The sequence below is a fragment of the Bacillus pumilus genome (genome assembly GCF_003431975.1).
In the GTDB taxonomy this organism is placed as follows: Bacteria; Bacillota; Bacilli; order Bacillales; family Bacillaceae; genus Bacillus; species Bacillus pumilus_N.
On sequence record NZ_CP027116.1, the window covers coordinates 2,846,781 to 2,871,303 of the forward strand.

25 protein-coding genes are annotated in these 24,523 nt (G+C 42.6%); 4 read left to right on the forward strand and 21 right to left on the reverse strand.

Going from position 1 to position 24,523, the window contains the following annotated elements; all coding sequences use genetic code 11:
- Positions 1-9 precede the first annotated feature (9 nt).
- From ccpA to C5695_RS14750, 11 genes are all read right to left on the reverse strand, one after another.
- Positions 10-1,011, reverse strand: a complete 1,002-nt coding sequence (gene ccpA / locus C5695_RS14700) for a catabolite control protein A (RefSeq protein WP_117731359.1) — start codon at positions 1,009-1,011, stop codon at positions 10-12.
- A gap of 450 nt (positions 1,012-1,461) precedes the next feature.
- Complete coding sequence (locus C5695_RS14705) at positions 1,462-2,538, reverse strand: bifunctional 3-deoxy-7-phosphoheptulonate synthase/chorismate mutase (RefSeq protein WP_058015046.1); 1,077 nt, start codon at positions 2,536-2,538, stop codon at positions 1,462-1,464.
- A 218-nt stretch (positions 2,539-2,756) separates the two neighbouring features.
- Positions 2,757-3,080 (reverse strand): bacillithiol system redox-active protein YtxJ, encoded by a 324-nt coding sequence (gene ytxJ, locus C5695_RS14710; protein WP_117731360.1) that lies wholly within the window; start codon positions 3,078-3,080, stop codon positions 2,757-2,759.
- Between the two features lie 31 nt (positions 3,081-3,111).
- Positions 3,112-3,582 carry a YtxH domain-containing protein gene (locus C5695_RS14715; protein WP_117731361.1) on the reverse strand — a complete coding sequence of 157 codons (471 nt, stop codon included), beginning with the start codon at positions 3,580-3,582 and terminating at the stop codon, positions 3,112-3,114.
- A gap of 26 nt (positions 3,583-3,608) precedes the next feature.
- Positions 3,609-4,028: a DUF948 domain-containing protein gene (locus C5695_RS14720; RefSeq protein WP_024424855.1), complete on the reverse strand. Its 420-nt coding sequence runs from the start codon at positions 4,026-4,028 to the stop codon at positions 3,609-3,611.
- A 225-nt stretch (positions 4,029-4,253) separates the two neighbouring features.
- Positions 4,254-5,552: a UDP-N-acetylmuramate--L-alanine ligase gene (murC, locus tag C5695_RS14725; RefSeq protein ID WP_117731362.1), complete on the reverse strand. Its 1,299-nt coding sequence runs from the start codon at positions 5,550-5,552 to the stop codon at positions 4,254-4,256.
- 304 nt (positions 5,553-5,856) lie between these two features.
- Positions 5,857-8,583: a DNA translocase FtsK gene (locus C5695_RS14730; protein WP_117731363.1), complete on the reverse strand. Its 2,727-nt coding sequence runs from the start codon at positions 8,581-8,583 to the stop codon at positions 5,857-5,859.
- Between the two features lie 196 nt (positions 8,584-8,779).
- Positions 8,780-9,385 (reverse strand): YtpR family tRNA-binding protein, encoded by a 606-nt coding sequence (ytpR, locus tag C5695_RS14735; RefSeq protein ID WP_117731364.1) that lies wholly within the window; start codon positions 9,383-9,385, stop codon positions 8,780-8,782.
- A gap of 16 nt (positions 9,386-9,401) precedes the next feature.
- A complete protein-coding gene (locus C5695_RS14740; RefSeq protein WP_117731365.1) occupies positions 9,402-10,214 on the reverse strand; it encodes a DUF1444 domain-containing protein in 813 nt (270 codons plus the stop codon).
- Positions 10,215-10,233: 19 nt separating this feature from the next.
- Positions 10,234-10,554, reverse strand: a complete 321-nt coding sequence (locus tag C5695_RS14745) for a thioredoxin family protein (RefSeq protein WP_003217665.1) — start codon at positions 10,552-10,554, stop codon at positions 10,234-10,236.
- Positions 10,541-11,569, reverse strand: a complete 1,029-nt coding sequence (locus C5695_RS14750; RefSeq protein WP_117731366.1) for a PTS sugar transporter subunit IIC — start codon at positions 11,567-11,569, stop codon at positions 10,541-10,543. The genes C5695_RS14745 and C5695_RS14750 overlap by 14 nt, the downstream gene beginning before the upstream one ends.
- Before the next feature lie 200 nt (positions 11,570-11,769).
- Between C5695_RS14750 and C5695_RS14755 the strand changes: the two genes are divergently transcribed.
- Entirely contained in the window at positions 11,770-12,213 is a 444-nt protein-coding gene (locus C5695_RS14755) for a YtoQ family protein (protein WP_117731367.1), read from the forward strand.
- A 98-nt stretch (positions 12,214-12,311) separates the two neighbouring features.
- On the opposite strand, the gene C5695_RS14760 is transcribed toward C5695_RS14755, so the two are convergent.
- A complete protein-coding gene (locus tag C5695_RS14760; protein WP_117731368.1) occupies positions 12,312-13,385 on the reverse strand; it encodes a M42 family metallopeptidase in 1,074 nt (357 codons plus the stop codon).
- Positions 13,386-13,584: 199 nt separating this feature from the next.
- On the opposite strand from C5695_RS14760, the gene C5695_RS14765 reads away from it, so the two are divergent.
- Positions 13,585-13,899 (forward strand): PepSY domain-containing protein, encoded by a 315-nt coding sequence (locus tag C5695_RS14765; RefSeq protein WP_117731369.1) that lies wholly within the window; start codon positions 13,585-13,587, stop codon positions 13,897-13,899.
- A gap of 43 nt (positions 13,900-13,942) precedes the next feature.
- Here C5695_RS14765 and C5695_RS14770 read toward each other — a convergent pair whose 3' ends face one another.
- The 3 genes from C5695_RS14770 to trmB all read right to left on the reverse strand — a co-directional run bounded on the left by C5695_RS14770 (position 13,943) and on the right by trmB (position 17,321).
- Entirely contained in the window at positions 13,943-15,640 is a 1,698-nt protein-coding gene (locus tag C5695_RS14770; RefSeq protein WP_117731370.1) for an NAD-dependent malic enzyme, read from the reverse strand.
- Between the two features lie 73 nt (positions 15,641-15,713).
- The gene (locus C5695_RS14775) at positions 15,714-16,562 is read right to left on the reverse strand and encodes a YtnP family quorum-quenching lactonase (RefSeq protein WP_117731371.1); all 849 of its coding nucleotides are present in this window, start codon (positions 16,560-16,562) and stop codon (positions 15,714-15,716) included.
- A gap of 117 nt (positions 16,563-16,679) precedes the next feature.
- Positions 16,680-17,321 carry a tRNA (guanosine(46)-N7)-methyltransferase TrmB gene (gene trmB / locus C5695_RS14780; RefSeq protein WP_117731372.1) on the reverse strand — a complete coding sequence of 214 codons (642 nt, stop codon included), beginning with the start codon at positions 17,319-17,321 and terminating at the stop codon, positions 16,680-16,682.
- Between the two features lie 189 nt (positions 17,322-17,510).
- On the opposite strand from trmB, the gene C5695_RS14785 reads away from it, so the two are divergent.
- Positions 17,511-17,786, forward strand: a complete 276-nt coding sequence (locus C5695_RS14785; protein WP_061409164.1) for a YtzH-like family protein — start codon at positions 17,511-17,513, stop codon at positions 17,784-17,786.
- Here the strand turns inward: C5695_RS14785 and C5695_RS14790 are convergent.
- The 4 genes from C5695_RS14790 to thpR form a co-directional block, all read right to left on the reverse strand.
- Positions 17,783-18,583 (reverse strand): phosphotransferase family protein, encoded by an 801-nt coding sequence (locus C5695_RS14790; protein WP_187441301.1) that lies wholly within the window; start codon positions 18,581-18,583, stop codon positions 17,783-17,785. The genes C5695_RS14785 and C5695_RS14790 overlap by 4 nt on opposite strands.
- 285 nt (positions 18,584-18,868) lie before the next feature.
- Positions 18,869-19,798 carry a YegS/Rv2252/BmrU family lipid kinase gene (locus C5695_RS14795; RefSeq protein WP_117731375.1) on the reverse strand — a complete coding sequence of 310 codons (930 nt, stop codon included), beginning with the start codon at positions 19,796-19,798 and terminating at the stop codon, positions 18,869-18,871.
- Positions 19,799-19,846: 48 nt separating this feature from the next.
- Complete coding sequence (locus C5695_RS14800) at positions 19,847-20,782, reverse strand: hypothetical protein (RefSeq protein ID WP_117731376.1); 936 nt, start codon at positions 20,780-20,782, stop codon at positions 19,847-19,849.
- Between the two features lie 25 nt (positions 20,783-20,807).
- Entirely contained in the window at positions 20,808-21,359 is a 552-nt protein-coding gene (gene thpR / locus C5695_RS14805; RefSeq protein ID WP_117731377.1) for an RNA 2',3'-cyclic phosphodiesterase, read from the reverse strand.
- A gap of 94 nt (positions 21,360-21,453) precedes the next feature.
- Here thpR and cysK point away from each other — a divergent pair, with 94 nt between their 5' ends.
- On the forward strand, positions 21,454-22,383 hold the full coding sequence (cysK, locus tag C5695_RS14810) for a cysteine synthase A (protein ID WP_395940491.1): 930 nt from the start codon (positions 21,454-21,456) through the stop codon (positions 22,381-22,383).
- A 47-nt stretch (positions 22,384-22,430) separates the two neighbouring features.
- Here the strand turns inward: cysK and C5695_RS14815 are convergent, their stop codons facing one another.
- Both C5695_RS14815 and pepV read right to left on the reverse strand, forming a co-directional pair.
- Positions 22,431-23,057, reverse strand: coding sequence for a Type 1 glutamine amidotransferase-like domain-containing protein (locus C5695_RS14815; protein WP_117731379.1), 627 nt, complete (start codon positions 23,055-23,057; stop codon positions 22,431-22,433).
- A 27-nt stretch (positions 23,058-23,084) separates the two neighbouring features.
- Positions 23,085-24,485, reverse strand: coding sequence for a dipeptidase PepV (pepV, locus tag C5695_RS14820; RefSeq protein ID WP_117731380.1), 1,401 nt, complete (start codon positions 24,483-24,485; stop codon positions 23,085-23,087).
- Positions 24,486-24,523 lie beyond the last annotated feature (38 nt).

The window sequence follows — 24,523 nt, forward strand, 5'->3', positions numbered from 1 at the left end:
TTTTCCGTTTTATTTTGTTGATTGTCTTTCTTCAATTCTATGCGGAAGCTCAACAATTTGATCGTCCACTTGTTCTTTATTCATCAGCTTTGTCAGCAGTCTCATTGCCACAGCGCCAATATCATATGTCGGCTGAACAACTGTTGTTAGCTGAGGGCGCACCATGAGGGACAGTCTAGTGTTATCAAAACCAATGACTTCTAAATCCTCAGGAATCGATACCCCTCTATCTTGTGCTCCGTGAATGACACCTAATGCCATTTCATCTGTAGCCGCAATGACAGCCGTCGGCTTGTCAGACTGTTCCAGCAGATGAGCAAGTGATTCAATTCCAGAATCATACGAGTAATCACCTTCAGCGACGAGCGCATCGTCAAATGCGATGCCCGCTTCTTCAAGCGCACGTTTATAACCAGCAAGTTTTCTCATAGAGTTAATAGGTTCTGACATTGGACCAGATACGAAAGCAATTCGTTTATGTCCTTTTTCAACTAATAGCTGAACTGAATCAAAAATCGCTTGCTCATAGTTGATGGTAACAGATGGTGTTTGGGCCTGCTCTTCAACAGATGCTGCAAGAACAATCGGCACAGGAGAGCGCTTAAATTCTTCAACAAGAACATCTGTGATGTTTCCGCCCATAAAGACAATCCCATCCACTTGCTTCCCTAGCATGGTATTTAACAGATGCAGCTCTTTATCAGTATTTTGATCTGAGTTGCTCAAAATGATGTTGTACTTATACATCGTCGCAATATCTTCAATTCCACGAGCAAGCTCCGAATAGAAGATACTAGAAATATCAGGGATGATGACCCCAACTGTTGTCGTTTTTTTACTGGCAAGGCCTCGTGCCACTGCATTCGGGCGGTAGCCAAGACGATCAATCGCTTCAAGTACCTTTTTTCTTGTTGTTGGTTTTACATTCGGATTCCCATTCACTACGCGTGATACCGTTGCCATACTTACATTTGCTTCTCTTGCTACATCATATATTGTAACATTATTCACATAAATCACTCCTTCAAATACACTTCATATCTATAGCATTCACCAATTGGATAGAGACATGTCAGATACGAGGAAAATAATATCCTATTTGTCATTAAAACGATGAAAAGAGCCACATAATTTTTCAATCTACATCAAAATGACATTCTTTTATGAAATTATACACGTTTTTTCGCCATATGAAAACGTTCCCTTTCTTTTTATAACTAAATTAAACAAACTTTAATGAGCTTGTTACCTGTAAATTGAATCATATTTCATGAAAAATCGTTGAGAACGTCAGCTATGACAATGATCTTAGCAGATTCTGTCGAATTTTAAAAATGAAAACATTGTGAACAAGCACTTTTGAGTCTTGCAATGTGCTCTCTCCCTTTCATTCCCAATTCTCTCCTGTTTTCTCCATAGAAAAACCGCCGAATCATCATCCGGCGGCATTTGTATCTATGATTACGCGTGAATGTTTACAAGTGGTCTTAGCGCATCTAACCATTTTTCGAACTGAGGAATGTCCATTTGCTGCGCTGAGTCAGATAGAGCAACAGAAGGATCTGGATGCACTTCTGCCATGACACCGTCTGCTCCAATCGCAAGAGCTGCTTTCGCTGTTGGAAGGAGAAGATCTCTACGTCCAGTTGAGTGCGTCACATCAACGAAGACTGGTAAATGAGTCTCTTGTTTCAAGATCGGCACTGCAGAGATATCTAGTGTATTTCTTGTCGCTGTTTCGTATGTGCGGATACCACGCTCGCAAAGGATGATTTGGTCATTTCCTTGAGCGATGATGTATTCAGCTGCATTGATGAATTCTGAAATAGTTGCTGCAAGACCGCGTTTTAAAAGAACAGGTTTCTTCACAGATCCGGCTTCTTTTAAGAGTTCGAAGTTTTGCATGTTACGTGCACCAATTTGGATGACATCGATATGCTCAATTGCTTCTTCAATATGAGCTGGATTAACGATTTCACTAATAACAGCTAGACCGTATTCGTCCGCTACACGCTTTAGAATTTTCAGACCATCTACACCAAGTCCTTGGAAATCGTATGGACTTGTACGTGGTTTAAATGCACCGCCGCGAAGTAGTTTTAGTCCTTGCTGTTTTGCTGCTGCCGCAACTTCTGCCACTTGCTCATAGCTTTCAACAGCACACGGTCCAACGATGAATCGCTGTTTTCCGTCACCAATCGCTTCTCCATTGATGTTCACGATTGTATTTTCTGGTTTTTTCTTACGAGAAACAAGAAGTGCTTTGCTGTGGTCATCTTCTTGAAGCTCTAGACCTGCTTTGAAAATCTCTTTGAAAATATGCTGAATAGTTGAGTTTTCGAATGGTCCATCATTTTCTTCAAGAATTTGGTTTAGCATTGTGCGCTCTCTGACAGGGTCATAACGGTTGACACCTTGCGCTTCTTTCGCCTTTCCAATTTCTTTTACGATGTTTCCTCTTTCATTGATCAGTTTTAAGATTTGAAGATTTAGTTCATCTGCCTGCTGTCTCAATTGCTCTAATTCATTGTTGCTCATTTTTGTCATCCTTTCCTCTGCCTGTTCACGCTTTTTATTTTTTCATTCTCTCATGATAGGGTTTATTATAAACAAAGATTTCGGAATTGTCACGAAAATTTTCTTTATTACCCAAACGCTTTTAAGCAATAAAGTATTATGTGTAGATTATAGCATACTTTTGGTTGAAGTAAACCTTTTTTTATAAAAAAAACGTCAGCCAATTGCTGACGTTTCTTTTACAGATTATGTTCAAGCGCTTCTTTCGTAATGCTTGAGTGAGACGCATGCCATTTTACTTTTCCGCCGCTAAAGACGAGTGCCTGTGGGCTTTCATGCTTTACTCCAGACTTTTCAGTCACATAGGATGAAAGCTCTCTTGTGTTTTGAATTTGCAAGAAATAAGTAGGCACGTCTTCATGCGCAGACGCAAATGCTTCAAACTCATGAAAAGCCGCTTGGCTGATCGGACATGTCAAACTGTGCTTAAAAAAGACAAAGGTCCCATCTTGATTTGTTAGTTGATCAAACTGTTCTTCTGTTTCTATAAGTTGTTTTGACATGATGTACTCCTTCCTCACTGCGAGCAGTGAGTTAGCCTTTAGTAGATTGTTCTACTTTTTCTTTGACATCTTTGATGCCGTCTTCAATTTCTGATTTTGCTTCTTGTGCTCTTACTTTTGCTTCATCTGCTACATCTGATGCTTCGCTTGCTAGATCAGCTGCCGCATCTTCTGCTTCACTTTTTACTTGATTAGCTTTTCCAGCTGCACGCTCTTTTATGTCTTTCACTTTGTCTAAAATCTGGTTGGACTGTTCAGCCACCATTTGAGACAATTCAGACGTTTTATCTTTCGCAATCGTCACATATTCAGTGCCTCTTTCTTTTGCATCTGTTGTGAGTCGATCTGTTTTTTCTTTTAAAGCATTCGCTTGGGTGTTCAAATCATCGCGAAGCTCTTTCCCTGACTTCGGTGCTAAAAATAATGCTGTTGTTGCACCCACAATTCCACCAATAAGTGTTCCGATCAAAAAGTCTTTGCTATTGATTCCGTCTTTGCTCATGATTATTCCTCCTATGCGAAAATGGTTTATTTTTGGTGTTTCCGTTGTTTCCATTTTTTATAGATTTCAAGTGCTGCGTTACTCCAGCTTACTACATCCGTGACTTTTTCTTGATTACGTTCTACGGATGAAGATACTGCACCAGCTGCCTGCTTTATGCTTGTATTAAATTGGTTGATTGAGCCGCCAATTCCCTGCACCGCATCCACAACTGTGTTGAGTTTTGCAGATTTGTCTTGAATATCTTCAGCAAGCTGATTCGTCTTATGTAGCAACTGTGCTGTCTCTGTGGTGATGCCTTGCATCTGACCTTCAAGACCTTCTAAAGTTGATGCAACATTCTTTAATGTCAGCTGTAAGGATTTTAATGTTTTGGACAAATAGATGACAAGAATGAGGAAAGCAATTGCGATCAGTGCAACGCTTAGATATAGAATAATAATCATCTGATACCTCCTTTGTTGCGGGCATATTCAATTCATTACCCTCTCGTTGTATCATTCAAACATCGCCTAGAATGACCGATTAAGTAATAATTCTACACTTATTCGCCGATTCCTGTCCACAGCGGGCGAAAAAAAGCAGCACATCTTGACACATTTAGCCCCTTTGTCACATTTTATTCAAAATAAAAAAGCGCCGATACAAAACGGCACTTTTCGTTTAAATATTTATACAGCGACTTTCTCATAAGCACGCAGATATTTTTGAATGTCTCCTGCTCCCATAAAGATCAGAATCGCATCTTCATGTGCTTTCAGCACAGATGTGTCTTCTTCCGTAATCAATTGGGCCTGCGGGATTTTTCCTCGTAAATCTTCAATACTCAGCTTCCCAATGTTTTCACGGGCTGAACCGAAAATATCACAAAGGTAGACATAGTCTGCTTTCTTTAGACTGTCAGCAAATTCACTTAAGAATTGCTGTGTGCGTGTGAACGTATGCGGCTGAAAGACAGCGACAATATCACGGTCTGGATATTTTTGACGGGCTGCTTCAATCGTAACTTCAATTTCAGTTGGGTGATGGGCATAGTCGTCAATTAAAACCTGCTCACCGACTACTTTTTCATTAAAGCGGCGTTTCACCCCGCCAAATGTCGTTAGTGCGCCTTTGATGAGCTCTACATCAATGGCTTCATAGTGACATAATGCAATGACAGCTAATGAATTGAGGACATTATGATTTCCGTAGGCAGGAATGTAGAAGGTGTCATAAAACGTATTGCGTACAAATACATCAAATGTAGTGCCCTCTGTGTTTTTCACCACATTGCGAGCTTGGAAATCATTTTCTTCATTGAAACCGTAGTACACAACAGGTACCTTCGCTTGAATTTTGAGCAGATGCTCATCATCACCGCAAGCGATAATGGCTTTTTTCACTTGAAGCGCCATGTTTTGAAACGCATCAAATACGTCGTTAATGTCCGAGAAATAATCCGGATGATCAAAATCAATATTAGTCATGATCGCATAGTCTGGGTGATAGCTAAGGAAGTGTCTGCGGTATTCGCATGCTTCAAATACAAAATACTCGCTGTTTTCTTTCCCCATACCAGATCCATCACCGATTAAGTACGAAGTTGGTTTTGCAGATTGCATCACATGAGCAAGCAGTCCTGTTGTCGATGTTTTACCATGAGCACCAGTAATCGCAACGTTTGTGAATGAATCCATGTATTCTCCAAGGAATTTATGGTAACGAATGACAGGAATCCCTTCAGAAAGGGCACGTTCAATCTCAGGGTGTGTATCAGGAAATGCATTACCTGCAATGACGGTCATCCCTGGTTGAATATTATCTGGGTCAAATGGTAGAACTTTAATATTTCGTTCTTCTAATGCTTTTTGTGTAAAGATATGTTTTTCGATATCCGATCCTTGGACAGTATACCCAGTATCATGAAGAATTTGGGCCAGTGGACTCATACCTGTCCCTTTTATTCCAACAAAATGATAAACAGTCATAATTGTACCTCCAACAAACGTCTATCTGACTTACAGTATATGACGCTCATTTCAATTTGCAACTTGTGATTTTCGCCTCTAGCGGATCACAGATCGCAGCTCCAAATAAAGAATTTTTTCCGATCTTCCTATTCTAATCAATATTAACTATGATTAGTATCCGACAACTTTCCCATTTCTAACACCTGCTTTTGCTCATTTTACATAAAAAAGCGTTCTGACAGGCATGCGAAAAGCGTCCAATTCCAAAATTGCACCTATGTGCTATCATACCATGTTTATGAAAAAAATGAAGTGATTTTGTTTAGATCAGCTGTTCTAAGTCACTCAGTGTCATGAGGACTTCTCTTGGTTTACTGCCCTTCGCACCAGAGATCATCCCTTCGCGTTCCATCATGTCGATCAATCTCGCAGCACGATTGTAGCCAATTCTAAATCTTCTCTGCAAACTCGATGTACTGGCACTATTTTGCTCAATAGCAAAACGGCAGGCATCCATAAACAATTCATCTTCATCTGTAATGGCAGAACCTTGGAGCATTAATTCTTCCTGTTCAAATAGGAACACAGGCTTGCGCTGTTTTCTTACATGCGCCACTACTTCATCGATCTCGCGGTCTGATACAAAGTTCCCTTGCAGCCTGGTCGGCTTACCGGAACCATTTTCTAAGAAGAGCATGTCTCCTTTTCCGAGAAGCTTTTCTGCACCTGCCATGTCGATGATCGTTCTAGAATCTACCTGACTTGAGACAGAGAAAGCAATTCTTGTTGGAATATTGGCTTTAATCAGACCTGTGATGACATCAACAGAAGGTCTTTGTGTGGCAATCAATAAATGAATGCCGCATGCTCTTGCTTTTTGCGCGATTCGGCAAATGCTTTCTTCGACTTCATTTGGTGCAACCATCATTAAATCAGCGAGCTCATCGATCACAACGACAAGATAAGGTAGTTTTTCACCCATTTGTTTTTCTTTTACTAGTTCATTGAATCGTTTAATTTCTCTCACGCCAGAGTGCGCAAACAGCTCGTAGCGTCTTTCCATTTCATCTACTACCCATTTCAGAGCAGCTGTGGCTGTCTTGGCATCGGTGATAACAGGACTCACAAGATGCGGAATATGATTATACGGTGCTAATTCGACCATTTTAGGGTCGATTAACAGCATTTTCACTTCATCTGGTGATGCTTTAAACATTAAGCTCACTAAAATGGTATTGATGCAGACACTTTTTCCTGAACCTGTTGCTCCAGCAATTAAGCCATGCGGCATTTTTTGCAGATCAACGACAACAGGCTGTCCTGAGATATCTAATCCGAGTGCTGCTGTTAAAGGAGATGGATTGTCTCTAAACGCACTGCTTCTGATCATCTCTCGTAAGAAAACCATTTTACTGTGAAGGTTCGGCACTTCAATCCCGATCGTGTTCTTTCCTGGAATCGGTGCTTCAATTCGAATATCTTTTGCGGACAAACTGAGTTTAATATCATCTGACAGATTCGTAATTTTGTTCACTTTGACACCTGGTTCTGGATGTACTTCAAACCTTGTCACAGAAGGGCCTTGCGTGACATGAACGACACTTGCTCTAACATTGAAATTTTTCAACGTGGCATTGAGTAGCTCTGCCCGCTCTTTCACCCATGTCCCGTCCTCTTCTTTTTGAGCCGGAGGGACATCTAAAAGGGCGAGGCTTGGGAACACATATCCTTGGGCATCTGCTGCTTTCTTTTGTCCTTGCACGCGCTGATCACTTTTTAACATCATGACGTTAAAAGGAACCGTTGATGTTTGCCCACTTGCACGCTGCGGCTGTGGAGCAGTTTGTTTCGGTTTTTCTACCTTGACTTCAAGCACTTGTTCTTGGTGCTCTGGTTGCTCTATGACAGGCTCTAATCGTTCAGCAGCAGTCTGTACATCCTCTGTTTGTTCTATTGGCATTACCTGATCTTCTACTATTTCAGCTTCTTCCAACAATTGATCTCCTTGCAAATCATGCTGGACCACTTGCTCAGCCTCTTCCATTACTGCTACTTCTTCTTGGCTGTCTTTTAGCAAATCAGCTTCTATTTCCTCCACCGGTTCTTCTGTGAGCTCTATCTCTTCAGCTGGCATGTCTACTTCTATTTCAAATGCTGGCTGCGAGGCTTCCGGTAATTCGAATGACAGCATGTCACTTTCCTTAGTATGATCTTCATCCTGATGTACCGGCTCGTCTTTTATTTCTTCGTATTCGCTGAAAACATTCTGTTCAGGCTCTACCGGCTGTTCTTGATCAGCTTCGGACTGCTGATTATGTATGTCAGCTTCGATAAGGTCTTGAGACTCAGAAAAGGCTGACTCTTTTTCCTCTGTTTGGGTGAAAGGTTCATCATTTAAACGCTCCATCGTTGATTGAACATGATCTTGATAAGCGAGTTCCTCTTGCAAAGTAAGCGGGGTCACGTCTGATTGCATGTCCACTCTTTCTTCAGTTGGTGCTGAAACCATTTCTTCCATACGAGTTTCTTTCCGAATGGACGGGATGTTCATTTGCTGTCTGACATTCCGTTCACGCTCTGCCTCTTCTGATAACAGGGTGACACGCTGCGCTGTTTCTTCTGCTGCTTTCATTTGCACAGGAGATGCTTCTTCTTTCGCTTCTGTTCGTTTAGGACGCATATCCTGATGATAGCCATAGATCGGTGATGGAATTTGCTCTGTTTTAAATGGCTTTTTATTGATATCGGACTGCTGCGTTTGTTTCGGATCATAGGCCTTCTGCTTAGCCTTTGGCTGGCTTGTTTTTGCGCGTCTTCTTTCCTGCTTCACACCGTCACGCAGAGGTTCATCTGGAACGAGCGGAAAGCGGAAGTTGCCTTTCGGATATTCATAATAGACTTTCGTATCTTCGATTTTTTTATATTCTGTATGCTGCTCAAAAACTGGCTGCTTTGGCGCAGCTGGACCTTCCTCAGGTCTCACAGCTTTTTCTTCTTTCTTTTCTTCTCCTAAAAATACACTAAAAAATTTATCTAACCAACTCATCATTTATCACTCACTTTAACTCCCCTTACGTTTTCTTGGGCGATTTTTAGTATACCATTGCTTTTTCATGCAGAAAAGCGAGAAAAGTGCCGCTCTTTGCTGTTCGTGCTGTCTGTAGATGAAAAAAAGTCACTAAGTACGTACTTAGTGACTTTTGGTATAACACATTCTTCGCTCCTATGTGCCCGTTTATGGGAGGTTACGCTTGAAAGGGTTCACCAGCTTGGTGGCTTCCCTCAAGAACAAGAATCCCTTTTTCAGCAGGCGCATCTGGAAGATCTAATTCTTTTGCTGAACAGATCATTCCGCTTGATGGAACACCTCTTAGCTCAGCATCTTTGATGATCAAGCCGCTTGGCATGACTGCACCAACCTTCGCAACCACGACATATTGCCCTTGATCAACGTTTGGTGCACCACACACGATTTGTAATATTTCATCGCCAACATCTACTTGGCAAATGTTTAATTTATCTGCATTCGGATGCTTTTCTTTTTCCTTCACATAACCGACAACAAATTTTGGTGATAGGTCCACGGTCAACGTTTCACTTACACCGTTGCGGTTTAAAATTTCATTGATGTCTTGAACAAGCGTTTCAGAAAGCGGTACAGATCCATTTTCTTCAATTTTCATGTACGTGGAGGCGTTAAAGATATTAAAGCCCGTTGTTTCTTTTGTTGCTTGATTGAAAATTCTTACGACATCTCCAAACGTCTCATGACCTACTTCTTCTCTCGTCACATCTTTTAATGAAATAAGGAGCGTATCGCCTACACCTTCTGCATTATAAAAAACGTTCATTCTTCAAAATTCCCTTCTACTGCTGTTTTGGTCTGCTTTTGGCAAGAATAAAGATCGGTTCTAGCTTGCCCTCGTCATATAAAAATGACAATGCGGTAATCGGAACCGTGCCGCTGGCGAAGAAGCTCATCGACATCTGTCCTAAAATATCATAACCTGATTCATTGCGGACATCTGCAATGATGAATACATCTTGATGAGGAACAGAAATGGCCATCTGTCCTTCTATTTTTTGTGCGTATTCTTGTAATATCGATTCATTTAAGAGTCTGCTTGCATCATATCCGTCATTCGCACGGAAGAAATAAAAACGATTGCCTGCGACTTCATCCATTTTCACCACAGTTTCAAGTGAGCGCACGTTGAAGCTTGCGGTTTCCCTCATGCGTTCTTTTGTCCAGTTTTCCTTTTGAAGCATCTTCTCATCAATTAATCTGTAGGTGCTTCCAAGGTCAAGTGCATAGTAGATTCTCGTTTCAGCTGTATGCTCATCAAAAACGAGAGGAATGCCGTCACTTGATGTCTCCGGAAAGGAAGTGGAACGAATCACTGGATAGATCTGTTTTTCTTTCCCTGAAATATGCTGCGCTTCGCCTCTCATCGCGCCTAGTGCCTCTTTCACATAATAAACGATTTCGTCTATTGTTTCATCAGGCTTCACTTCCCACTTTGCAATGATTGGCGGGAGCTCTAGGGTGATCCCTTTACCTGTTTGTTTATCTTCAATACGAAGCGTATCTTTTTCCCGGTCAAACTGATGTGACCAGCTGTCATTTGTGAGACGGCTTTTGAGTTCATTCGCAAGCTGTCTTGATGTCATTTTTGCCATGATTTAGACTCTCCTTTCGTTATTTAGAAAGAGAATCTGTTAAGAATGCTTCAATCTCTTCCTTCGTCTTACGATCTTTGCTGACAAAGCGGTTAATCTCTTGTCCATTTTTAAAGACTAAAAAGCTTGGAATGCCGTAAATTTCCCATTCTGCACAAGTATCAATGAATTGATCTCTATCCACATAGAAGTACTCAAATTCTGGGTAGTTTGCTTCAAGTTCTGGCAAGAATGGTTCGATAAAGGTGCAGTCCGGGCACCAGTCCGCTGAAAATAGTAATACTGTTAAGTCTTCTTGAATCACTTTTTGTAATTCTTCATTTGATTCAATCTTTTTCATGTTTCATTCCTCCAGTTTGTATGGTTAAATCTCCGAATTGTATATAGCCTTTCTTTCTCATCCATTCTGATACTACCAAACTAATCACTGCCGGGCCAACGATATGCAAAAGAGCGATCGCGAGGAAGACAGATGGATGAAATCCCATGACAGTCAGTGTCATGAGCTGTCCAACAAGGCCGCTCGTTCCCATTCCTGCCCCTGCCGCATTATTGACCATCCCAAAGCCAATAATACCAATTGGCGCGAGAATCAGACCTGCAATCGTCGGTGGAATAAGGATCAGAGGATTTTTCACAATGTTCGGCAGCTGCAATTTTGACGTGCCAATGCCAACAGCAGCAAGACCGCCAAAACGATTTTCTCTAAAGCCAGCAGCGGCAAAGCCAACCATTTGAGCGCAGCAGCCAATTGTTGCAGCACCAGCCGCCGTCCCGCTTAAGTCAAGCATGAGCGCAAGCGCAGCACTTGAAATTGGTGAGCTGAGAGCAAGTCCAACAATGGTCGCTACTAGCATGCCCATGATGAGTGGACTTTGGTCTGTCCCCCACATAATGAGCCTGCCAAGCCCTGTCATCATTGCTTCAATCCCAGGACCAATCAAAGCGGCGGTGAAAAAGCCTGTGATAATGGTGACAAGCGGCGTTAAAATAATATCAATTCTTGTCTCACCACTAACCAGTTTGCCGAGTTCCACACCAATTAATGCTGCGACAAAGCTTCCAGCAGGTCCCCCAAGCTCTGCTCCTGCAGCGCCTGAGACAACACTTGCAAAAATGATCAACGGAGATGCATGTAAACGGTACGCAACTGCTACGCCAATCGCTGGTCCCATGAGCCCCATCGCGAGTGTTCCCATTTTAATGATGAGCGGAAGTGATAACAGACCGCCTGCAGTTTTTAAAATCAGCCCTACCACTAATGTAGCAAATAGACCTAAAGCCATATAAGAGAGTGCATCAATGAAATACACTTTTGGCGAAAGGGAGATCCCTTTTCTTTTTAAATAAGTCATCAACGTCGTCTTCCTGCTTTCTCATAGGAAAGACGAAGTGGCCTGTCCTTCCCATTATATGTAGTATTCTTACGATGAAAAATAGTCTCTACCATGAATATCATAATCATATTTTTTTTGCTTTATCAAGCAATTCTTGTGTAACATGAAAAGAAACAGGGCAAACCTTTACTAAGTTTGTGCACAAGGAGGAGTTTGTTATGCAATTAACGGTCTATTTAGCTGGAGAAATTCATAGCCAGTGGCGTGCTGAAATCAAGGAGAAAAGCCAATCGTTGAAATTGCCGGTGACATTTGTCGGTCCAATGGAGAATCATGACCGCTCAGATCAAATTGGTGAGGACATTTTAGGCGAACAGCCGAATGCCATTTTTAAAGATGATGCTGCTTCTGATTTGAACAATTTCCGTACTGAAATTTTATTAAGCAAGGCAGACGTCGTCATTGCCCGCTTTGGTGAGAAATATAAACAGTGGAACACCGCAATGGATGCATCTGCTGCCATCGCAAAAGGAAAACCTCTTATATTGATTCGTCCAAAAGAACTACATCATCCATTAAAGGAACTATCCAACAAAGCGAATATCACTGTGGAAACCGTGAACCAAGCGATCAAGGCGTTATCTTACGTGTTTGAACAGTAATAAGAAAAAGGCTCAACTACAGCCTTTTTTCTTTGAGGTTGATCTACATACACACAAAAGGCTGCCCTTATAGGAAGAGGCAGCCTTTTTTAATACATTTACACCTGCTGATAAATAGAATCCACTGTACTTTGATCACAGTTTTTCACAAGGCGGACAATTAACTCTTTTGCCGCTGCGTAATCATCCACATGCAATACAGAATGACTTGTATGAATATAGCGCGCGCAAACCCCAATAACAGCAGAAGGTACACCTTGGTTTGAAATATGAACACGTCCAGCGTCCGTACCACCCGGTGATACAAAGTATTGGTATGGAATGCTGTTTGACTCAGCGGTATCAAGCACAAAGTCTCTCATTCCGCGGTGCGTAATCATGGTACGATCGAAAATTCGAAGAAGTGCACCTTTCCCAAGCTGACCGAATTGAGTTTTGTCACCCGTCACATCGTTTGCGGGACTTGCATCTAAAGCAAAGAACAGATCAGGCTGAATCATATTGGCAGCGACCTCTGCTCCCCTAAGCCCGACTTCTTCCTGTACGGTTGCCCCTGAATACAGCTGACACGAGAGCGTTTCATCTTTTAATTCTTTTAATAATTCAATCGCAAGACCGCAGCCATAGCGGTTATCCCAAGCCTTCGCTAAAATCTTTTTTGGATTTGCCATTGGGGTAAAGACCGTTGCAGGCACAATTTGTTGTCCTGGGCGAATGCCAAGCTCTTTTGCTTCTTCTTCACTGTCTGCCCCAATATCAATGAGCATATCTGATGGTTTCACAGGTTTGCTTTTTTGTTCTGGCGTGAGAAGGTGAGGAGGTGTACTAGAGACGACACCTGGAATCGGCCCGTGATCGGTGTGCACATCTACACGCTGCGCCAGCATGACTTGGCTCCACCAGCCTCCGAGTGTTTGGAAACGGATCATCCCATTCTTTGTAATGGACGAAACCATGAATCCCACTTCATCCATATGACCTGCCACCATAATTGTCGGTGCGTTCTCTGGCCCCTTACGTACGCCAAACACTCCGCCAAGACGATCCTGAATGAGTTCATCAGAATATTTCTCAAGTTCCTTTTTCATAAAAGCACGCACATGGTGCTCATTACCTGGAGTTCCTTGTAATTCTGTTAAATTTCGGAAAAGCGACAATGTTTCTTCATTCATTCTACGGTTTACCTCGTTTCTATGTAATGACCATATTTATGCCTATAAAAATAACACTCACTTTATACTATAAGAATTCTTTCGGTTTTCCAAGTATCTCTCCATAAATTTTGAATATGCTTTCAATTATTCGGATTCCTTAACATCAATGGACAAGTTTTGTATAATGGAAAAAACAGCAATACGGAGGTGCAGCACGTTGAAGTTTAAACATGTTCTAATTGGTGCGAGTATTGGCGTAGCCGCTGCAATTGTTGCAAAGAAAGTATTTTTCCCTACGTATATCTCGTCTGAAAAAGCATTAAAAATTGTGAAATCGGCTTTTAAACAGCGCGGCCCGATTGATGGCTCTTGGATTTATACTGTACCAGAACCGTATACCGTAAACGGTGAAACGATTGATGTGTACAAATCTGGCATTACCCGCTCAGCCTTTGGCGAGCTTGAACAGTATGAAGTCATGATTGATGCCAAAACAGGCATGATCGTTGATGTCATTGATTCAGTGGCTTGATAAAAAAAGCTTCGCAAAGGCGTGTCCTTGCGAAGCTTCTTTTTTATATGGCTTTGATTTTTTTGTACACAGGGTGCCACATTGCGTCCTGTACAGCCTGGATGAGATCCTCAGGTGTTTCTTCTGCAACCCCTTCATCGATCGCTGCTTGCGCAACACGGACAGCCACTGTCGCTGAAACGGTTCGAAGCTGATCGACACTTGGCAGCATCGCTGCACCCGGCTTTCCGACATTGACCATGCTGGCAATTGCTTCAGCACTCGCAACAAACATGCTGTCTGTCATGAGACGGGCTTTTGACACAATCGTTCCAAGACCAAGTCCTGGGAACACAAGGGCATTATTCGCCTGCCCAATTTCATATGTGACGCCGCCATATTCGACAGGATCAAATGGGCTTCCTGTTGTCACAAGGGCGCGCCCTTCTGTCCATTCAATCAGATCTTTTGGCTTTGCTTCTGAAAGAGGCGTCGGATTCGACATTGGTAAAATCGCTGGACGCTCGACGTGTGATGCCATTTCTTTTACAATTTCCTCTGTAAATGCTCCTCCTACTGTCGAGGTGCCAATTAAAATGGTTGGTTTTGCCTGCTTGACGACCTCTAATAAATCAATGGAATGCTTAGGGCCGTTTCGAGCATAAACCTTTACTTCATCAGAACGTCTTGCATACGGCTTTTGAAATGGCTGAATGTCCGGAGAATCATCCGTGAGCAATCCTGTTTTATCAATACACCAGAAATGATCATATGATTCCTCTTCTTTCACTCCGTCCCTTACGATGGCATCACGAATCTGCTCCGCAATACCAATTCCTGCCGTACCCGCTCCAAAGATGACAATCCGGTGATCTTTCAGCGGAACCTTCGACGCTTTTGCACATGCCATTACCGCAGCTAGCGAAACCGCTCCAGTTCCTTGAATATCATCATTAAATGTACAGATACGATCCTTATACTTTTCCAATATGGTACGGGCATTTTTTGTACCAAAGTCTTCCCAGTGAAGGAGTGCATTTGGAAAGGTCGCTCGTGCTAGCTCAACATATTGATCGATGAACTGATCATACCGCTCTCCTCGAACGCGAGAGTGCTGATTTCCCACATAAAGCGGATCATTTAATAGGCTTTCTTGATTCGTCCCGGCATCAAGCACCACTGCCAACACACGGCTTGGATCAATACCTGCCGCTGCTGTATAAACAGCGAGCTTCCCGACTGAAATGGCAATACCCCCAACGCCCCAGTCACCAATCCCTAAAATACCTTCTGCATCCGTCGCAACAATTAAGTCAATCGATTCATCGACACCGTAAGAAGCAAAAATCTCTTCCATGCCTTCTAAATCATCAATTGATAAATAGATCCCTCTTGGCTTTCGATACTCGTGGCTATAACGCTGAATGGCTGTTCCAACAGTCGGCGTGTAGACAATCGGAAGCATTTCCGCCAAGTGCTCATTAAGCAATTTGTAAAAAAGCACTTCGTTTCTGTCATGAAGCGCGGTTAAATACACATTTTTCCCAAGCGCATCTGGCTGCGCTTTGAACTGCTCATAGGCACGCTTTGCCTGATCCTCTAATGTTAAAACCTTAGGAGGAAGAAATCCCTTTAAACCAAGCTCTTCCCGCTCTTCTTTTGTAAATGCAACCCCTTTGTTTACATAAGGGACGGACATCACTTCCATTCCTCTTAATGGTGTTTCGATGACATCACCATATACACGATATAATTGGTTCACCTGCACTCTTCCTTTCACAAGTTCATTTTGTCGTTATTTTGTGTGAAAGGCGAAAAAACATACAGAGGATCTTTTATGTTGCTGCTTCTCTTTTGACTTCATGTGTGATGTGGCCATCTTCGTCCCACTTTACAGCGCGATAAATGGCATCATGATAAAACAAGTACCACGCATTATTTTCTTCCGCAAATGCCTGCCATTTTTGCTTAGCTGGGATCGATGTCATTGGGTAATCATCGTATGCCAGAACCCAGAGTGGATTTTTATGAGCATGTGTTGGCATGATATCCGCTAAATGAATCGCTGTCTCGCCCTGACTTGTGAGCGTTAAGATGCTATGACCGTTGCTATGACCACCTGTATGATGCAGCTCAATGCCTTCCATCACTTCGATGCTTTCTTCAAAAGGTACCACTTGATCTGTCACAGGCTCCCAGTTTTCTTTCCAATATGTATTTCTCGAGCGGATGTTAGGCGCTCTCATTTCATCCCATTCAATTTTGGATGTGATGATTTTTGCCTGTGGAAAAACAGACACGAGCTCTTTTCCCTCACGTTTTGTCAATCCGCTGGCATGATCGAAGTGAAGGTGTGTCATTAAGACGTAATCTATATCTGCTGGTTCTAGGCTAAGTGCCGCTAGCGATTCTTCCAATTTTGTCTCTTCTGTTACGCCGTAATTGCGTTTTTGTTTATCTGTCAGCTTCCCTGATCCGATGCCGGAATCCACTAATAAATGGAGACCCTTCCACCGAATGAGGATTGGATCACACCGTAGTTCAATTTGATTGCGATCGTTCACCGGGTATTTTTTTGACCATAACGGTTTGGGCACCACACCGAACATCGCACCGCCGTCCATATGTGTATCTCCCCCATTTAACCAGAACAGTTCCATGTCACCTATTTTCATTGTCTCCATTGCTGTCATCCCTCCTTTTTCTATCGTAGCAAATACAGCTGAAAATCGCATGCATCAATCTTTTTCATAAAAAAAGCTGGCCGCAATTTTCCTTTGCCGCCAGCTTGATGTCACTTGTTATTTTGGAAATTTCACTTCTGATCGATAGATCGGTTGCCCCATCGATGAGAATTTCTCTTCATATTCAGTCATCACATTTCCTTCTAATCCGTCCTCGTGTAAATCTAGACTGACGTACGTTAAGAGAAGACCATATGCAGAGAAACTCTTTAAGGAATATTCAAATAACCCTCGGTTATCTGTTTTGAAATGCAATTCACCGCCTGGACGGAGAATCTGTTCATATCGATCTAAAAAGGCCTTAAACGTCAATCTGCGCTTTTCGTGTCTTGCCTTTGGCCACGGATCAGAGAAATTCAAATACACCCGGTCAATTTCATTTTCCGCAAACACATCTGTCAGCGTCTCAGCATTGACGTTCAACAGCTTTACGTTTTCAACATCTGTCTCTTTGATTTTATCTACTGCCGTCACAATGACACTTTTAAATAATTCAATGCCAATATAGTTGATATCAGGATGAAGCTTGCCCATTCCAGCGATAAAACTCCCTTTTCCTGTGCCAACTTCGATATGGATTGGATGATCATTTCCAAACAGCTCATGCCATTTCCCTTTATATTGCTCGGGATTTGCTAAAGCAATATGCGCATTCTCAGCTAAGTAATCATCAGCCCATGGCTTATGTCGCATTCTCAATTTGATACACCTCTATTTTCTTTACATTTTATCAAGATACCATGAAACATAAAGACCCGCAAGACAGCATTTTCTATGCTCATATGAAAAAGACCAGCCCTTCGTTTGAGCTGGTCTACCGCATGTATAAATTGGGCGCTGAATGCACAGTTTAACCACATAAATGACACGCAGAAAAGGAGCATACGTATGGGATTAAACCGTCAACATCAGCTTCAATTAATCAAAGATATTTTAACCGATCACCAGCTGGATTGCTGCGGGACTGTTGCAGAATATGAACAGGTGGGACGCGTGATTCAATTAATGCTGGCAAAAGAAGATCTTGATGCCGACATTCGTCAGCTACTAACAGATATTTATGATTACAGCCAAAAGGGCACCTCTGTCAGTTCAATTGATGCACATATTGAAGCGCATCAATCGCATCTGTCTGAGTGGGTCGAGAATATTCCCCTATCTTAATGGATGTTTAATCGCTTTAAGAGAGCGCTAAGCTCCGCTTGCACTTCTTGCTGCGCTTTTTCATTGCCTTTTCGTTTATGCCACACGACAAACGATACGGTTTCAGCGAGCACGTACCACGCCATGCGCTTTCGTAAATTGTCCGTCAGCGGAGCACCGTACATAGAGAGCCAGCTTTCCCAGTTCTCTTCTTCAACATAATGGTATAAAAGCGGCCCAAGATCAATGGCTGGATCAGCAATCATTGCCCCATCCCAATCGATCAAATAAAGCTGATTTTCATCTGTCAGCAGCCAATTATTATGATTGAGGTCACAATGACATACGACCTTGTCCTCAAAATGGACAGCCTCCACATGCTTCTCCAAGTACTGAATGGAACGTGTGATGTCTTGTGAATCAATTTGCTCTTTAAATATGGACTGTTTCAAATGCTTCAGAATGGATTCTGGGTCTAGAGAGTGCTTCTCTAATCGTTTCAGCATATCAAGCAATTCTTTTGATGTATGAATTTTTCTTAGCTGCTCTGCTACAGGACGGTCATTCATGTCCTTTGGCTTTAGCTCTCTGCCGCTCAGCCAGTGCTGCGCAGTGATGACATCCCCATTTTCCATCCGCTTTGTCCAGACAAGCTTCGGCACAATGCCTTCAGCTGACAAAACCGCAAGAAACGGTGACGTATTGCGTTTTAAAAATAGCTTTTGGTCATTGTGTGTTGCGAAGTACGCATCTCCCGTAGCGCCTCCAGCAGGAGAGATGTGCCATTCGCTACCTAATATTTGTCCCAACCAGTTCATATCAATTTTCAACCCATCATTTCTTAAAATATTTTAAATCGTGCTTTTTTAGTCGACAAAATTCAGCCGATTGAAGGTCAATTGGCTGTTTCTTTTTTTATTTATATGATCATAAAAACAAAAAGGACAGCTATTGAGAATGAGATGCTAAACAATAGCCGTCCTATAGATTTTATCGTTACCTTCTTATACTCGTCAAGCAAAACTAGAAAATCAGGACAAGAACCTTATGAAAAGGAAGGCTTTTTTCATGGTTCTTTCACTGAGGTATTCGCCACACGTCATTTAAGCACGTAATTTTAAGGATTGCTCACTCGCCTTCACAAAAACAGGGGTTGCGCCGATCACTTCCCCATCTGCGTGAAATAAGATTTTACCATCTGCCTCCAAGTATGCTTCCTCGTGTTGATACAGGGTAACGCCCTTCATTCCAAGGTGCTTTCGAAACACCATCGCACTTAAAAACAAGAGCACTTTAAATGGATTCAAATCCGTGACAACAATCGTTTGAAAGCCTGGCTGCCTCGCACTCACTTCAGGCGCTGCTTCCAGCCCTCCTCCGTAATACGGATGATTGCATACAATCACAAACCACACTTGGCGAAAGACCTTCTTCTCATTTTCAATAAACAGCGCAAGGTCAAACGGCTTAAAGGACCATAAAGAATGGAGAAATGACAGCGGGTAGATGATAAACCCAAGCCCCAGCCGTTTCAGCCACCTTTTCCCTCTGAAATGCACCGTTTTCCTTAACACATGCGCGTCAAACCCAGCCCCAATATGATTGAGAAAGAGAACGGATTGCGGGCTGTCTGCATGATCTTGAAAGGAGCCGAGAGCAAATGTTTTCGTGAGCATTCTCTTTTGCTTTCTCACTTCTTTTAGGACATCTTGCCGATGAATACCGAGGCCCTTTGCCGCATCATTCCAATGGCCAGCTGGGACAAAACTTAGCTGCACATGATCGATTTCCTTTAATCCATTCAAGACTTCATGAATGGTGCCGTCACCGCCAATGACAATCAGACGCTTTAGCCTGTCATCTTGCATGGCGCTAATTTGCCTCGCCAATACTTCTGCATGACCCTCATGCTGGGTGAGAAACGACCGATAAGAGATTTCCACCTTTTGTAATTCTTTCTCTATGCTCCTCCAAGTACGGAGTCCTTTTCCATGTCCTGCTGCTGGATTAACGATAAAGTACCATTCATTCATATATTAGCTCCACTCAGGTCTCATTTTTCGTGACCTACCATTATACTTTTAATCGAGCCATTCCTGCCTTCTTTTGCTGTCTGATTCACCATAAGCAAGCAATGCTTTTGTCGCTTTAAATTGCTGATGCTTTGTCGGTGAGGTATTTTTCCGCTGCTTTTCAAACCACTCTTCCGCCTTCTTTTTATCGATAACCTCCATCCCGTATGGAACTTCTGGTAAGTCAATATAAGAAGTGCGGCTGATCAGAATTTTTTTCACAGGAAGTTCTACACTGTTTTGCTGTAAGATCTTTGACACGACAGTGCCAGAGCGCAGAAGGCTGGCGCAAGGATTCAAAACGGACTGAACAGCTTTCCCAGTCGCCCGCTTTTCCCAAAACCGTTCCTTTGTTCCGATATATACGCTGTCAGGCTCTGCTTCTAAGAAGGATAAACAAATGACTTCAAGCGGTGTAATGAGGATTGGACATAATTCCATCTCTGCTTTTTGAATGAGCAGTACCGGCTTGTACATCACAAAATATGAATCTGGAAGCTGCCTTGCAAGCATACGCAGCTTTTCATCATACCGAATATGATGGGAGACGGTTGAGATGTGTGAAATTGTCGAGCTCGCCCATTTTAATTGAACATCGTAAAGATGATCCTTGAAAAAATGAATCAGTTTTGTTTCATCGGTAGGGACGTTTCTGAACACCCCTTGCTCTATATCTGTTGGCTCGTTAAAAAGACTCAGGTCCCGTTCCTTTTTCATATCGGCATCTTTTTGCTTTCTCTTTAAGGAGAATTTTTTTCTCTTTTCTTCCTCTTGTTCAGGCGCTTGTTCCGAGCTTTGGTCAATCGAATGCTGCGCAGCCTCTTTTGAAGCCTTTTTCAGCTCGTCCCATCTTTGTTTTTTCAATCGAATGAATTGGTTGATGTAGTGATGGGGGTCTTGTTCATATCGTGATATATAATCTTGGATTTTGATAATTTGCGCCATCTGCTGCTCACTCCACCTTTTAGAATCATGTATGTAGCATAAATTGTTTAATTGCGTGATAACGAGGGGTTTCTTTCGGACGTATTTCAAATAAAGTGATACGGGAAACCTCCATCACGTATGGATCTTTGCCTAAAGGCGCTTGATTTGCATAAGAGTGATCCGCATTCCATTTGCGTGCGATCGTCATATGCGGATGAAACGGTCTTTTTTCAACAGGATGTCCTGCTGACAAGACGGCATCTTTCACCTTTTCTCTTAATTGCATAAGCGCTCCGTTTTCATTAGGTTTTGCAAAAAAGACTCTTGGGCGGTCCTTCGTACCAAAATATCCTACCTCATTCAGCTCTAATGAAAAGACTGGTGCTTCATTTGTGAGGATTTCAAGCAGCTCGATGACCTTTTCCAAACGCTCATTTGGAATGGCACCTAAAAAGATCAAGGTCACATGATAATCGTCTGGTGCTGTCCATTTTTGAAAGGACAGGCCGCTTCTTAGATCAATGTCCTTTTTGATTTGATGCGCAAGTTGTTCAGGGATGTGAATTCCAATAAAATAATGACGGTTTTCTGACACAATATCACCTGTCCTTTTTCAACAAACTTTACGAATCCCCATTGATGATAGTATAACTAAAGAAATGCGGAATGAGAAGAAAGGGTGTCACATGATGAAGATTGCACAACATATAGCTGAGCTGATTGGCGATACACCACTTGTCAAATTACAGCGTCTTCAGCCAGACAATGCGGCAGCTGTTTACTTAAAGCTGGAATCATTTAATCCTAGCGGCAGTGTGAAAGACCGCGCTGCTTACAATATGATCGTCGAGGCGGAAAGACAAGGGAAGCTCACAAAAGGAGCAACCATTATTGAACCAACGAGTGGGAATACAGGGATTGGTTTAGCCATGAACGCAGCAGCCAGAGGGTATAAAGCCATCCTTGTCATGCCAGATACGATGACAAAGGAAAGAATCAATCTTTTGAAAGCTTACGGGGCACAGGTCGTTTTAACCCCAGGAGAAGAAAAAATGCCAGGCTGTATTCGTAAGGCAGAGGAACTAGCGTCTCAAATTCCTCATAGCTTTATCCCGATGCAATTTGATAATGGGGCGAACCCAGATGCACATAGAGGTACAACGGCTGTAGAAATCATCGAAGCTATCAAACAACTCGGAAAACCCCTTGGCGCCTTTGTCGCAACAGCAGGAACTGGTGGCACCATTACAGGTACTGGAGAGGAATTAAAGAAGGCATTCCCTCAGTTGACGATACGCGTGGCAGAGCCGAAGGGATCTCCAGTCTTATCTGGAGGGAAAGCTGGCAAGCATAAACTTGTTGGCACAAGCCCAGGATTTATCCCCCCTATTTTAAACGAGGATGTCTATGATGAGATCGTGCAAGTAAGCGATGAAGATGCGTACGACATCACACGCCAGCTTGCCCAGCTTGAAGGAATATTAGTTGGTCCATCATCTGGTGCAGCCTGCTATGCAGCCATTGAAACAGCCAAGCAATTGCCCGCGGATCAAATCGTGATCTGTATGACAGCAGATACAGGCGAACGATACTTATCGAGTGATGTTTTTCAAGATTAAAAAAGGAACAGGGAGATGAATCCCTGTTCCTTTTCTTTATTTTACGGTTAGGACGATTTGACAGACTTCACCTCAACATGCTCTCCTGTGATGAGTAAAACCTGTTCATCAGTAAGCGGGCATAAATCGAGCGTCTGTTCATATTGCTCCATGATTTGCTGCGCAGCCTCGCCTAAATAGGTATTGTACATATGCGGTACCGGATAGTAGCTTATCTCATTAAATCCTTGACATGAGGAAAGCGCTGGCCCCTTCAGCTGATCATCCATCAGGGAGATATATTCAATGGTTGGTGCCATGATGATACTTCCTGCGGATTCTCCGATGTACAGTTTGCCTTTATTGATTTCTTCTTTCAGCACGTCGTCGAGCCGATGCTTTCTTAATTCCTGGAGCAAATAGAAGGTGTTGCCTCCTGATACGTATATCACATCATTTTGTTCCATCATCTTTCTGATGTCTTCGGCAGACTGATCAGCTATCTGAACAGTCTCTAGCTGCATACCTAGTTGATGAAAGGCTTCTTTCGCTGCCTCCACATAATGAGTAACTTCTTCCACAACACTAGCTGTTGGAAAGAATGTCACTCGTTTTCCTTTTAATGATTCATCTGTAAAGTCAGATAAGAGAGAATAGCTGTCTTTGAATGAAGAGCATAGAAACATTTTTTTCACTGTGAATCTCCTCTTCTCTATCTTTTTCTATTTTGCCAATTCATACATAGCTTGTGCATATAGAGCGGTTGCTCTTAACAGGTCATCGATTTCAATATATTCATCCTTCTGATGAGCGCAATCTGGTCTGCCAGGGAATAGAGGACCAAATGCGACGCCCGCTTCTAAAGATCTCGCATACGTGCCTCCACCAATCGCAATCAGATTAGCTGGGTCCCCGGTTTGTTCCTCATATACCCGCTGCAAGGTTTTCACAAGCGGATGATCTTTTGAGACGTGATGCGGAGGGCTGTCATCAAATTTCAGCAGGGTAGCCCCTTTGATGCCCTCGATCCCTTTTTTGACGTCGTTGCCGTCTGCTGTCACTGGATAACGGACATTTAACCCTAGCTTTGCTTCCTCGTTTTGTGTATAGCGGATCGTGCCAACATTCAAGGTCAAATCTCCACTAATATCATCTTTACAAGCAATCCCCAGCTTTTGTCCTCTCGTATCCTGATCAAATAAAGTATTGATTTGAGAAGTGAAAGAAAGCCCCTCTTCATCTAATTCTTGCTCACTTAAGAAATTTGCCATATGAATAGCTGCGTTGATGCCATGTGCCGGCTCCATCGCATGTACTGATTCACCTTTTAATGTGAAATGCAGTCCATTTGCTTCAATCTTTGCCTCACCCGATAATTGATTATCAGCAAGATACGCTTCAAAAGCTATTTTTAATGATTCAGCATCGTGTTCCTGTGCAGCTGTCACAATGGCAGCTGACTCATCCGGCACCATATTGAGCCTCATGCCCGATGTGAATTGCTTGAGTGTATAACGCTGATGATGTTCTGTTTGTTGATATGTAAATGACAAAATGGCATCAATGATCCCTTTTTCCGCATGAATAATCGGAAAATCAGCATCCGGCGCAAATCCTATTTGCGGCATTGCCTCATGCTTAAAATAATGCTCTACACAACGCCAATCACTTTCTTCATCTGTTCCAATGATCAATCGAATCTTTTTAGACAGCTTCATCCCTGTATCTTTTAACATCTTCAGCGCATAGAAAGCTGCCATCGTTGGACCTTTATCATCAATGGCCCCTCGTGCAAAAATTTTATTTTCTCTTATGTCAGCTGAAAATGGCGGGGTTGTCCAGCCGTCTCCTGCAGGCACAACGTCTACATGGCATAGTACACCTACGATGTCTTCGCCTTCTCCGTATTCGATATGCCCTGCATAGCCATCCACATTCTTGACTGTAAAGCCTTCGTCTTCCCCTTTTTTCAGCATATACTGGAGGGCCTCATCGACTTTCTCACCAAATGGCTGTCCTTCTTTTCCACCTTCTTCATCAAGGACACTTTCAATTTGTAAAAAAGATTGTGTGTCCTCAATCAAGTCGTCTTTTTTTCGTATCACTTCAGCTTCCCAATTCATTTTTCCATTCCTCCTTGAAAAAAGGTTGCAATCCACCC

What these genes read in the sequence shown, in the direction of transcription:
- C5695_RS14705 (WP_058015046.1), bottom strand. Translation starts at nt 2,538, where the DNA reads ATGAGCAACAATGAATTAGAGCAATTGAGACAGCAGGCAGATGAACTA.
- ytxJ (WP_117731360.1), bottom strand. Translation starts at nt 3,080, where the DNA reads ATGTCAAAACAACTTATAGAAACAGAAGAACAGTTTGATCAACTAACA.
- C5695_RS14715 (WP_117731361.1), bottom strand. Translation starts at nt 3,582, where the DNA reads ATGAGCAAAGACGGAATCAATAGCAAAGACTTTTTGATCGGAACACTT.
- C5695_RS14720 (WP_024424855.1), bottom strand. Translation starts at nt 4,028, where the DNA reads ATGATTATTATTCTATATCTAAGCGTTGCACTGATCGCAATTGCTTTC.
- murC (WP_117731362.1), bottom strand. Translation starts at nt 5,552, where the DNA reads ATGACTGTTTATCATTTTGTTGGAATAAAAGGGACAGGTATGAGTCCA.
- C5695_RS14730 (WP_117731363.1), bottom strand. Translation starts at nt 8,583, where the DNA reads ATGATGAGTTGGTTAGATAAATTTTTTAGTGTATTTTTAGGAGAAGAA.
- ytpR (WP_117731364.1), bottom strand. Translation starts at nt 9,385, where the DNA reads ATGAACGTTTTTTATAATGCAGAAGGTGTAGGCGATACGCTCCTTATT.
- C5695_RS14740 (WP_117731365.1), bottom strand. Translation starts at nt 10,214, where the DNA reads ATGGCAAAAATGACATCAAGACAGCTTGCGAATGAACTCAAAAGCCGT.
- C5695_RS14745 (WP_003217665.1), bottom strand. Translation starts at nt 10,554, where the DNA reads ATGAAAAAGATTGAATCAAATGAAGAATTACAAAAAGTGATTCAAGAA.
- C5695_RS14750 (WP_117731366.1), bottom strand. Translation starts at nt 11,569, where the DNA reads ATGACTTATTTAAAAAGAAAAGGGATCTCCCTTTCGCCAAAAGTGTAT.
- C5695_RS14755 (WP_117731367.1), top strand. Translation starts at nt 11,770, where the DNA reads ATGCAATTAACGGTCTATTTAGCTGGAGAAATTCATAGCCAGTGGCGT.
- C5695_RS14760 (WP_117731368.1), bottom strand. Translation starts at nt 13,385, where the DNA reads ATGAATGAAGAAACATTGTCGCTTTTCCGAAATTTAACAGAATTACAA.
- C5695_RS14775 (WP_117731371.1), bottom strand. Translation starts at nt 16,562, where the DNA reads ATGGAGACAATGAAAATAGGTGACATGGAACTGTTCTGGTTAAATGGG.
- C5695_RS14785 (WP_061409164.1), top strand. Translation starts at nt 17,511, where the DNA reads ATGGGATTAAACCGTCAACATCAGCTTCAATTAATCAAAGATATTTTA.
- C5695_RS14790 (WP_187441301.1), bottom strand. Translation starts at nt 18,583, where the DNA reads ATGAACTGGTTGGGACAAATATTAGGTAGCGAATGGCACATCTCTCCT.
- C5695_RS14795 (WP_117731375.1), bottom strand. Translation starts at nt 19,798, where the DNA reads ATGAATGAATGGTACTTTATCGTTAATCCAGCAGCAGGACATGGAAAA.
- C5695_RS14800 (WP_117731376.1), bottom strand. Translation starts at nt 20,782, where the DNA reads ATGGCGCAAATTATCAAAATCCAAGATTATATATCACGATATGAACAA.
- cysK (WP_395940491.1), top strand. Translation starts at nt 21,454, where the DNA reads ATGAAGATTGCACAACATATAGCTGAGCTGATTGGCGATACACCACTT.
- pepV (WP_117731380.1), bottom strand. Translation starts at nt 24,485, where the DNA reads ATGAATTGGGAAGCTGAAGTGATACGAAAAAAAGACGACTTGATTGAG.